General features: G+C 44.5%; 10 protein-coding genes. 9 read left to right on the plus strand and 1 reads right to left on the minus strand.

What is annotated here, in order from left to right:
- Positions 1 to 160 precede the first annotated feature (160 nt).
- From TH606_RS03555 to TH606_RS03585, 7 genes are read left to right on the plus strand one after another with little or no spacing between them, the layout of a single operon-like run.
- Positions 161 to 1,057 (plus strand): spermine/spermidine synthase domain-containing protein, encoded by an 897-nt coding sequence (locus TH606_RS03555; RefSeq protein WP_068541330.1) that lies wholly within the window; start codon positions 161 to 163, stop codon positions 1,055 to 1,057.
- Positions 1,057 to 1,761, plus strand: a complete 705-nt coding sequence (locus tag TH606_RS03560; RefSeq protein ID WP_068541331.1) for a flavodoxin family protein — start codon at positions 1,057 to 1,059, stop codon at positions 1,759 to 1,761. Before TH606_RS03555 ends, TH606_RS03560 begins: the two co-directional genes overlap by 1 nt.
- Positions 1,733 to 2,254 (plus strand): nitroreductase family protein, encoded by a 522-nt coding sequence (locus TH606_RS03565; protein WP_068541332.1) that lies wholly within the window; start codon positions 1,733 to 1,735, stop codon positions 2,252 to 2,254. The genes TH606_RS03560 and TH606_RS03565 overlap by 29 nt, the downstream gene beginning before the upstream one ends.
- 1 nt (position 2,255) lies before the next feature.
- Positions 2,256 to 2,810 carry a DUF4390 domain-containing protein gene (locus TH606_RS03570; RefSeq protein WP_068541333.1) on the plus strand — a complete coding sequence of 185 codons (555 nt, stop codon included), beginning with the start codon at positions 2,256 to 2,258 and terminating at the stop codon, positions 2,808 to 2,810.
- The gene (locus tag TH606_RS03575) at positions 2,810 to 4,990 is read left to right on the plus strand and encodes a sensor histidine kinase (RefSeq protein WP_068541334.1); all 2,181 of its coding nucleotides are present in this window, start codon (positions 2,810 to 2,812) and stop codon (positions 4,988 to 4,990) included. The genes TH606_RS03570 and TH606_RS03575 overlap by 1 nt, the downstream gene beginning before the upstream one ends.
- Positions 4,987 to 6,348 (plus strand): sigma-54-dependent transcriptional regulator, encoded by a 1,362-nt coding sequence (locus TH606_RS03580; RefSeq protein WP_068541335.1) that lies wholly within the window; start codon positions 4,987 to 4,989, stop codon positions 6,346 to 6,348. Before TH606_RS03575 ends, TH606_RS03580 begins: the two co-directional genes overlap by 4 nt.
- Entirely contained in the window at positions 6,349 to 7,899 is a 1,551-nt protein-coding gene (locus TH606_RS03585; RefSeq protein ID WP_068541336.1) for a methylenetetrahydrofolate reductase C-terminal domain-containing protein, read from the plus strand. It begins immediately after the preceding gene.
- Here TH606_RS03585 and TH606_RS03590 read toward each other — a convergent pair.
- On the minus strand, positions 7,884 to 8,633 hold the full coding sequence (locus TH606_RS03590; protein ID WP_068541337.1) for an ABC transporter ATP-binding protein: 750 nt from the start codon (positions 8,631 to 8,633) through the stop codon (positions 7,884 to 7,886). The two genes, TH606_RS03585 and TH606_RS03590, sit on opposite strands and share 16 nt — an antisense overlap.
- 80 nt (positions 8,634 to 8,713) lie before the next feature.
- Here TH606_RS03590 and TH606_RS03595 point away from each other — a divergent pair, with 80 nt between their 5' ends.
- Together TH606_RS03595 and TH606_RS03600 are read left to right on the plus strand one after the other, a co-directional pair.
- Entirely contained in the window at positions 8,714 to 9,301 is a 588-nt protein-coding gene (locus tag TH606_RS03595; protein WP_068541340.1) for an RlmE family RNA methyltransferase, read from the plus strand.
- A 70-nt stretch (positions 9,302 to 9,371) separates the two neighbouring features.
- Complete coding sequence (locus TH606_RS03600) at positions 9,372 to 10,025, plus strand: Wzz/FepE/Etk N-terminal domain-containing protein (RefSeq protein ID WP_068541338.1); 654 nt, start codon at positions 9,372 to 9,374, stop codon at positions 10,023 to 10,025.
- Positions 10,026 to 10,049 lie beyond the last annotated feature (24 nt).

The raw sequence follows: 10,049 nt of genomic DNA on the forward strand, positions 1-10,049 counted from the left end.
TACTACATCGCCTCGCGATGAGGCTATATAGGCTAATAATATGCCCCCGGCAATAGTTCTTTCAGCAGCATAAAATTAAAATAAGACTTTGCTCTTAATTAAGCTTGGGCTATCCTTGAAAAAACTTTCCAAAATCAAGTTCTTGTACGGAGGCTGCTGTATGGCCATTATGGCAAATTCCTTACCTACAGAAGGTAAGGGGATTAGACTAATGCTGGGAGAACCCGTTCAAAAAGATTTTTTCTACGTGTACCATGGAAATGTCATTCACTCTGAAGGTGGAGCTCAAACCCTTTACGTTATGGAACATCCTTTCTGGGGGCGTATTCTGTTTTTAAATGGCACCCTTCAGTTCACCACTCGTGATGAATTCATTTATCATGAAGCCCTGGTTCATATCCCTGTTCAGGCTCGCGAGGAAGGCCAAATCAAACGGGTGCTTATCTGCGGAGGAGGAGATTTTGGGGCAGCCAGAGAACTACTCAAATACCCGGACATTGAAGAGGTAATAATCGCCGATATTGACCCGCATGTGCCAGAAATAGTAAAAGAATATTTCCCTGAACTTTTGCCGGAAAAAGAAGACCACCGCTTAAAACTCATGATTACCGATGCTTACAAGTTGGTAGAAGACTATGTACGTGAAAAAAAACATTTTGACCTTGTCATAATAGACTCCACCGACCCGGATATTTCTCCTGAAGGCAAAACAATTGAACTTTCTCATTCGCTTTTCAGTCAAGAATTTCATGAACTTTTAAAAAGACTGGCTCCTCAGGGCTTAATTGTTCAGCAGGCCGCCACTCCTTTTACCATGAAAAACGTACTGGCCTGGACTTACGAAACTTTCGTTAAAGTTTATGGCCGAGATGAAGTTTACTGTTACCGGGCAGACATTCCTTCCTTCGGGGGAGACAATGCCTATATTTTACGGGCACCGTCTATTAATCCTATAGAACCCAGACGTCCAGCCCCGGAAAACACCAAATATTATACCCATGAGGTTCATCGTGCCTCGTTTGCAATCCCCAAGTTCTGGCAGGAGGTTTTGAAGTAATGGCTGTCTCTGTTTTAGGAATCTTAGGCTCACCAAGGCCCTTTGGCGGTTCAAGCCAGCTCCTTAAAGCCGCCCTTTTGGGAGCTGAAGAAACTGGCGCCTCCACTAAATTTATTTCTCTTTATGACGGAGAAATAAAACCGTGTATAGGCTGCATCCAGGAAGAAGACCCTAATTGCCGGTTTCCCTGTATTTTTGAAGACTTTGGCAAAGAAGTCCTTATAGAGATAAATCAGGCTGACGTTATCATCTTTGCTACGCCAGTTTATTGGTATGCCCCTTCTGGGGTTATGAAAAACCTTATTGACCGTTTGACCTGCCTTGAAAACATGGTGGCTTACGGTGAGCCAAGTTATATGGAAGGAAAAGTCATAGGGGCCATCACCGTAGGCGCTGACGCAGGACTCACCATGGCTGGCGGCTACTTACTTACTGTGTTAAACGCCATGGGGGCAATTGTGCCACCCTGGGCCCATGCCTATTCCCGTATGGCCAACAAAGCTATCTATGACGACCGCGCTGTTATGGACGCCATAAACGTAGGGCTTTTGGCCACAGGGCTTGCTGCCAGGTTGAAAGGCCAAGAAGGACCTTTAACTTATCTTGATGATAAAGAACTTCTGGAAAAAATTCGTAGTCAAATCTTAGCTGAAAAGGAGGCTTTTGAAAGGAGCCATGGAAACCAAACAAAACCCGGTTCTTGAAGCTATTTATAGCAGACGCAGTGTCCGCCACTATACTGACGAACCTGTATCCCGAAAAATAATTTACGAAATAATAAAAGCTGGCACCTGGGCCCCTTCAGGGCTTAATAATCAACCCTGGCGTTTTGTCATTGTCCAGGATGAGGCAAAACGGGAGGAACTGGCCGAACTTACCCGTTACGGAGAAATTATAAAAGGGGCTCCGGTGGTAATAGCCGTCTTTGTAGATAAGGACGCTATGTACCATGAAGTAAAAGACCACCAGGCCATGGGAGCCTGTATTCAGAATATGCTTCTGGCTGCCCATACTTTGGGGCTTGGGGCCGTATGGCTGGGAGAAATCTTAAAAAATGCCGAAGAAGTGCGAAAAAGGCTCGGGCTTTCAGAAAATTTGGATCTGATGGCCGTTATAGCCCTGGGGCACCCCAAAAGTCGGGACCAAAAAAGCTCTCGTAAACCACTAAAAGAAGTAATTGTTAAGGAGTACTGGTAGCTTGAAAAAGCTAATCCTGACGCTTGTTTTTTTGCTGTTCATAGCCAGTAGTGGTTTTGCTCTTTCTATAAAAAACCTAACCCTTGGCTCTGAAGGAGGCTATCTGGTTTGCTCATGGAATCTTTATGAACTACCTAAAAACAAACTAGACGCCGCTCTTCATCATGGAGTACCGGTTCGCCTTCAGTTTGAAATAGTCTTAGAAAAGATCAAACGCTTCTGGTGGGACGAAAGGCTTTTATATCATATTGTTCTACGTGAAATTTATTACGATGCGGTAAAAAATATTTATCTGGTGCAACTGGTAGGCTCTTCATCTCCTCCCAAAGCGGTAAGCTCTCTGGAAGAAGCTTTAGCTTTAGCAGGCAACGCCCGAAATGTTCCCATTATGCCTTTAAATCTCTTGACCCCCCAGCAATTTTATCGTTTAAAGATAAAAGTCACCGCTTTTCAAAAAATATCTCCCAATTTACCTTCACGCGTCTTACGTTTTCTCTTTAAAGGCGGTAAAATTGAGTCTGATTGGGTAACTATTCGTTTTAAGTTTTCAGAATAATGTCCTCTCCAAAAACTTATAACACTGAACACGAAAAGAAGAAAAGAAGAAGAGAACTTCTTATTGCTCTACTGGCTTTCTTAGTCTTGGGGCTCCTCATCGCTTTTGAAATAAAGTTATTTCGCCAGATCCCTTCAAGGGAAATAAACTTTTTAGCCTACATACTTTTCCAGGTAAATGCCATACTTCTTTTAGTTGTCGCTTTTTTAGTAGTCAGGAATTTACTTAAACTTTTTTTTGATTCTCCCAGAGGACGCTTTGCTGAACGCTTGCGCACCCGTATAGCCGTGGCTTTCATCTTCCTGGCTCTGGTGCCAACCCTTTTTCTCTTTACGGTGTCCTTTAAATTCATTGAAACCAGCCTTGATTTCTGGTTCAGCAGCAACCTTGACCGCAGTCTTCAGGAGGCCCTTTTTGAAGCCCAGTCTATTTATCAGGAAAAGGAAAAAGAATTAACTAATAAAGCTAATCAATTTATAAACTCTTATCTCCTCAAAACGCAAAGTCTTTCTCCTAAGCATCTTCGCTATTGGCGAAAGCGGCTAAAAGTTGACACCCTTGAAATTTATTCTTCATCAGGAAAATTATTAAAAGCCTCCTACAGCCACAGACTTTCTCAAAAACCAGGAATTCCTCCCCACCTATTGGAAAAAATTTTTGAACAAAAAACACCTACCAGCGAAGTCTGCTCTTTAAAAAACAAGGTTCTTTTGCGGGTTTTTGTCCCTTCTAAATACCGAAAACAGCAAGTGATAGTAGCCTGCGGGCTATTTTTAGACCCAAGCATTGAAAAACTTATAAGCGAGGTAGGCAAAGGTATTGAAGCGTATCAGCAGCTCAAGTTTTTTAGAGACCCTCTGAAATCTTCTCTCATTTTGATGCTGCTTCTGGTAACGCTTCTTACCCTATTTGTGGCTATCTGGTTTGGTATGCGCTTTGCCAAAAGGTTAACCGAGCCAGTTCATTCGCTTGCTGAAGCTACCCAACAGATTGCCAGCGGAAATTTTGACGTGGAATTACCTGAAGAAACCGCTGACGAAGTAGGTCGTCTGGTTAGCGCTTTCCGCCGCATGACCAAAGAGCTAAAAGACTATCGCCAGAAAGTAGAAGAAACCACCGCCGCCTTACAGGAAATAAACATAGAGCTTAGCCGACGCACCTGGTATCTTGAAACCCTCCTGGCTAACGTCACGGCTGGTGTCATTGCCCTTGACCACCAGGGCCGTGTTACTTTTATTAACCGCATGGCAGCCAAACTACTGGGAGCATATCCTGAACGTCTTATTGGCCAGGAAATAAGAAAACTCCTCCCTGAAGAATACTTTGAACTGGCCCAGGAGCTACTTTCTAAAGCTAAAAAATCTCCGCAGAAGCTAGTTCAACAAACGGTAAAATTAAGTATTCGCCGCAAGCCCATAACCTTTCTGGTGACGATAACACTCCTTGAATCAGAAACAGGCGAAAACCTGGGTTATCTATGCTTGCTTGAAGACATTACTGAAAAAGAAAGAATTCAGCGTTTAGCTGCCTGGAGAGAGGTGGCCCGTCGTATTGCCCATGAAGTAAAAAACCCTCTCACCCCTATTCAGCTATCAGCTCAAAGGCTCAGGAAACGCCTGGCGGAGAAGCTTCCTGAAGAAGATCAAAAGCTCCTTGAACGCTGCACTTCTACCATAGAAAAGCAGGTAGAAGAACTAAAGCACCTGGTAAACGAGTTTTCAACTTTTGCCAGACTACCTTCTCTTAAGCCTGAAGAAGGGGATTTAGCTCAGGTGGTTCGTGAAGTTATAAACCTTTATGAAGAAGGCCATCCTAAGGTAAAGTTTTCGTTAAACTTGAATGGCTCATCTAAAGCTATCTTTGATAAAGAACAAATGAAACGGGTATTTTTGAATCTTTTTGATAACGCTATTCGGGCCATGAAACGTGAGGGAGAAATCCAGATAAACATAACCGAACAAAATGGCCGTTTAAGAATAGAAGTAGCGGATACCGGTGAAGGCATTGCCCCTGAAATACGCGGACGATTATTTGAACCCTATTTTTCTGCCAACGGGGGTAGCGGTCTGGGGCTTGCTATCGTAAACTCTATCGTGCAGGAACATCGGGGAAAGATATGGATAGAGGACAATCTCCCCAGAGGGGCAAAGTTTATCATTGAAATACCTAAGACCCTATGAGTGAAAAAATTCTGGTTATAGACGACGAAGAAGCCATACTAGAAAGCCTGGCAGATATTCTTGAAGACGAGGGCTATCAAGTTCTTACCGCCCTAAACGCCACCGAAGGGTTAGAAAAGATAAAACAAGAGCCTGTTGACCTGCTTATACTTGACGTCTGGCTGCCAGACCAGGACGGCCTAAAACTACTTAAGTCCCTTAAGAAAGACCTTCCTGACCTTCCGGTTATCGTAATTTCTGGCCACGGCACCGTGGAAACCGCTGTTAAGGCCATCAAGCTCGGGGCCTTTGATTTTCTGGAAAAGCCCCTTTCTTACGACCGGGTAGTAGTCAGCGTGGCCAACGCCCTGAAATTCCGAGCCTTAAAAGAAGAAAACATCACCCTCAAAAAGCATCTTACCGGCCCGGGTATCACAGGCCAGAGTAAAGCTATTCAGGAACTACGCGAGGCCATTAAAAGGGTGGCTCAGACTGACGCCACCGTGCTCATAACCGGGGAATCTGGTGTGGGCAAGGAAGTGGCCGCCCGTATGATTCACGCCCTCTCGCGCCGGGCTGAAAAGCCCTTTGTAGCGGTAAACTGCGCGGCTATCCCTGAGGATCTTATTGAGTCTGAACTTTTTGGTCACGAAAAAGGGGCTTTTACCGGTGCCTTTTCTTCCAAAAAAGGAAAGTTTGACCTGGCTAATGGAGGCACCATTTTTCTTGATGAAATAGGCGATATGAGTCTCTCTGCCCAGGCTAAAGTTTTACGGGTGCTTCAGGAAAAATGCTTTGAAAGAGTAGGTGGCACCAAAACCATCACCGTTGACGTAAGGGTTATTGCCGCCACCAATAAAAATCTTACCGAAGAAATAAAAAAAGGCCGCTTTCGTGAAGACTTATACTACCGCCTAAACGTAATCCCCATACATATTCCTCCCCTTAGAGAGCGGACTGAAGACATCCCTCTGCTGATAGAGGAGTTTTTAGACGAACTTGCCAGGCACTCAGGACTGGGGCGCAAAAAAATTGCCCCTGAGGCCATAGAAGCCTTGAAGCGCTACCCCTGGCCGGGAAATATTCGCGAATTGAGAAACTTGATTGAAAGACTGGTCATATTAAGCCAGAAAGAAATCATCTCTCTTGAAGATCTGCCCCCAGAGATAAATAAACCTCTCCATACTGCCTTCGGCCAGGAGCCATGGTTTGAATGCAATGACTTTAAACAAGCGCGTTCCTTATTTGAAAAAGAGTTTTTAAAACGCAAGCTAGCGGAGTATCACGGTAACATTTCGCAAACTGCCGAAGCCATAGGACTTGAAAGAACTTATCTTCACCGTAAACTGAAGGCTTTAGGGCTTTCAGGAGAATCTTAAATGGTTTGCTCTTTTAGAAAGTGCTTAGAAAACCCTGAACTTTTTACTATCACTTACGAACTTGTGCCTGGCCGGAGCACGAGGCTCCGCCAGTTCCAGAAAATTATAAAATTTGCCGAAGAAGCCACTAAAGACGGCCGTCTCCACGGTCTGACTATTACGGAAAACGCCGGAGGGCATCCAGCTCTTTCTCCTGCAGTCCTAGGACGCGAGATTTTAAAACTCGGCCTTGAGCCAGTTCTTCATTTCACCTGTAAGGACAAGAATCGCAACCAGATAGAAAGCACCCTTTTTGCCCGGGACAGAGAAGGCCTGCACAATCTCCTGGTAATGACAGGAGACTTCCCCCTTTATGGCTTTATGGGACGAGCCAAGCCGGTCTTTGACCTTGACGCCGTACACCTCCTGCAGTTGATAACCGAAATGGAAAAGGGGATAGAACTCCCCCCAGAGGCCCCTGGCGGAGGCGTAAAGTTGCCTCCCATGCCTTTTTTCAAGGGCTGTGTGGTAACACCCTTTAAGAAGCTTGAAGCCGAGCTCATGCCCCAATATTACAAGCTCCACCGGAAAATAAAGGCCGGGGCTCACTTTGTAATCACCCAGGTAGGCTTTGATGCCCGAAAGTTTCACGAACTCCTGCTCTATATGCGTGAGGAAAAGCTAAACGTCCCCTTAATTGGCAGCGTATTTATTACTGATGTGCGTATGGCCCGCATCTTCCATAAAGGTATTATTCCCGGCATAGAAATAACTCCTCAATACCTGGCTCAAATTGAAGAGGAGTCTCGTCAAGAAAAAGATTCATACCGTGCCGCTTTAATCAGGGCTGCCAAGTTGGTAGCGGTGCTAAAAGGCATGGGGTACGACGGGGTGCACATCTCAGGAGGAAGGGTCAGCTATGAAGATATAGCCTTTATCCTAGACAAAGCCGAAGAGTTTTATCCCCGCTGGCAAGAATTGGTGGCAGAATTCCAAAATGCGCCTGAAGGAACTTTTTATCTTTACCGTAAAGACCCTGAAACCGGCTTAAACATCCCAGAAAGATACGAAAAACTTGCTCCGGCCCAGAAAAAACCTTTGATGTTTACTTTAAACCTCTGGATGCATGACCTTTTCTTTGAGCCTGGCAAAGGTTTTTATAACTTTGCCGTAAAATATGCCCAAAAAATAAACGGCTCTTCTTTTGAACCCTGGTTTACCAGGTTTGAATACGCTGTTAAGGGGTTCCTTTTTGATTGCCAGCGTTGTGGAGACTGCACCCTGGGAGAAATGGCCTATCTTTGCCCCCAAAGTGGCTGTGCCAAAAATCTACTTAACGGCCCTTGCGGCGGTAGTAAGGACGGCTATTGTGAGGTGGATTCTTCCAAAAAGTGCCATTATGTGAAGGTCTATGAAAGGCTTAAGGCCATTGGCAAAAGACACCTTTTGAAAGAAGGGTTCATCCCCCCGCGGGATTGGGGGCTTTCTGGGCGTTCTTCGTGGTTAAATTTTTATCTAGGGAGGGACCATCATCGCCATCCAGTGCCTGAAAACTTTCAGGAGCCTAGATAAGCCTCTATCACCCGCGGATTTTTTCTCACCTCGGCGGGAATTCCCTGGGCTATTATTTCACCAAAGGCAAGCACTACTACCCGGTCACACAACTCCCAGATAAGTTCAAGGTCATGGTCCACCAGGAGTATGGAAATACCCATATTTTTGAGTTGTTTTAAAAAATCTAAAAGCTCCCGGGTTTCAACTGAAGAAAGCCCTGCCGCTGGCTCATCAAGGAGAAGGATTTCTGGCTGTGAGGCTACGGCCCTTGCCAGCACCACCTGGCGTTGTTTCCCATAGGGAAGACCATGGGCAGGGAGAAGAGCAATATCTGCCAGGCCGAGAAGTTCAAGAATCTCGCGAGCCTTTTGGTTAATCTCTTTTTCTTCCCGGCGCGCCAGGGGCAGGCCAAAAAGGTCATGCCAGAGGCGGCGTTTTAGATGCCGACTAAACCCCAAAAGGACATTTTCAAGCACGGTAAGCTCATGAAAAATCTGGACATGCTGAAAAGTGCGCAAAATACCAAGACGCGCTATCTTTTCAGGAGGAAAGCTTGTTATTTCCTTGCCATTTAAAAAAATTTTTCCTTCGGAGGGTTTTAAAAAGCCAGAGATTATGTTGATAACCGTGGTTTTACCCGCCCCATTAGGGCCAATAAGCCCAAGGACTTCACCTCTGGCAAGAGAGAAAGAAACCCCCCTTAAGGCCATGAGGCCCTTAAATTTTTTAGTCAGATTTTTGACTTCTAACATTTACTCTCTCTTGAAAAGTTTTACGCGGTAGCTTACTTTGAGCCATAAATAGCTTCAAGGCTTTTATCTTTTGAATGCTTATGGCATATAAACCTCGTGATTACTACGCTAAAAAGGCCAAACAGGAAAAGTATCCCGCCCGTTCAGTTTACAAACTGAAAGAGGCTGACCAGAAATACCGTCTCCTGCGTCGCGGCCAGAAGGTACTTGACCTGGGTGCTGCCCCTGGCTCCTGGAGCAAGTATGCCCTTGAAAAGGTCGGAAAAACTGGCCTGGTCGTAGGAGTGGACCTTAATCCTGTAAAAGTTTCCGCTCCCAATTTTGTTTTTTTCCAGGCAGACATTTTTGAGCTTTCTCCTGAAGAGCTCTGTGAAAAGACAGGTGTCTCGGTCTTTGACGCTGTATTAAGTGACATGGCCCCTAAGACCACTGGTGACCGTTCAGGAGACCACTTCCGTTCTGTGCACCTGGCTGAAAGGGCCTTAGAGATTGCCGAAAAAGTGCTAAAACCAGGCGGAGTTTTCTTGGTGAAAGTCTTTGAAGGCGAGGCCTTTCCCCGTTTTGTAGAGGAAGTCAAAAAAAGACTCGGACCGGTAAAACGCTTTCGCCCCAAGAGCACCCGCTCTGAAAGCCGCGAGATCTTTGTGTTGGCCAGGCGTGAGAGTTAAAAGCCTTTATTGACTTTATTTACCAATTTTTTATTTTTTTTCGCTAAAATTACTTGAAGAAGGGAAGGTTATGTCAGAAACCAAATCTCACAAGCAAACAGGTAATAATATACCACCATATCAGCCTTTTCCGACCTATTATGAAGAGGACGAAATTGACCTTTATGAGCTGTGGCTTACTTTAAAAAAACGTAAAGTTTACATATTTGGAACTACTGTTTTGTTTTTAATTCTGGCCGTAATTTTTGTCTTTGTTTCTCCCCAAATTTATAAAGGCGAAGCGGGAATTCTTCCTCAGGTAGCAAACCCTTTCTTAATTAAAAAAGAGATTGACAGCTTAAGCTCGTTATTAAAAGAAAAACGTCTGGCCGAATTAAGCTCCAAGCTTAAAATAGACGAAGAGAAGCTTTCACAAATTGTAAGCCTTGAAGCAAGAATACCTAGAGAGAACAAGCAATTAGTTCTTTTGGCCATTGAAACCAAAGATCCAAATTTAATTTCAGAAATACCGGCAAAAATTATAAGTTACTTAAACACTACCAGATTTATCAAAGAAAAGGTTGAAACTGAAAAAGAAAAACTCACCAAAGAAATTGCTTCAATAAAGAACAACATAGATATTTTAAAAAGCCTCCAAGCCCGTGTTCTAAAAAATCCTGAGGCCTATCCAGATGTCAATCCTTACGATATTGCCAAAACTATTGTGGAGCTTGAAAGTACATAGTGTTTCGTCAACTGTGTCCGCAGG

It is taken from the genome of Thermodesulfatator autotrophicus (assembly GCF_001642325.1).
GTDB lineage: Bacteria > Desulfobacterota > Thermodesulfobacteria > Thermodesulfobacteriales > Thermodesulfatatoraceae > Thermodesulfatator > Thermodesulfatator autotrophicus.

Bases quoted from the DNA above. Each gene is read 5' to 3' on its own strand.
- TH606_RS03555 (WP_068541330.1), top strand. From the start codon at position 161: ATGGCCATTATGGCAAATTCCTTACCTACAGAAGGTAAGGGGATTAGA.
- TH606_RS03560 (WP_068541331.1), top strand. From the start codon at position 1,057: ATGGCTGTCTCTGTTTTAGGAATCTTAGGCTCACCAAGGCCCTTTGGC.
- TH606_RS03565 (WP_068541332.1), top strand. From the start codon at position 1,733: ATGGAAACCAAACAAAACCCGGTTCTTGAAGCTATTTATAGCAGACGC.
- TH606_RS03575 (WP_068541334.1), top strand. From the start codon at position 2,810: ATGTCCTCTCCAAAAACTTATAACACTGAACACGAAAAGAAGAAAAGA.
- TH606_RS03580 (WP_068541335.1), top strand. From the start codon at position 4,987: ATGAGTGAAAAAATTCTGGTTATAGACGACGAAGAAGCCATACTAGAA.
- TH606_RS03585 (WP_068541336.1), top strand. From the start codon at position 6,349: ATGGTTTGCTCTTTTAGAAAGTGCTTAGAAAACCCTGAACTTTTTACT.
- TH606_RS03590 (WP_068541337.1), bottom strand. From the start codon at position 8,633: ATGTTAGAAGTCAAAAATCTGACTAAAAAATTTAAGGGCCTCATGGCC.
- TH606_RS03595 (WP_068541340.1), top strand. From the start codon at position 8,714: ATGGCATATAAACCTCGTGATTACTACGCTAAAAAGGCCAAACAGGAA.
- TH606_RS03600 (WP_068541338.1), top strand. From the start codon at position 9,372: ATGTCAGAAACCAAATCTCACAAGCAAACAGGTAATAATATACCACCA.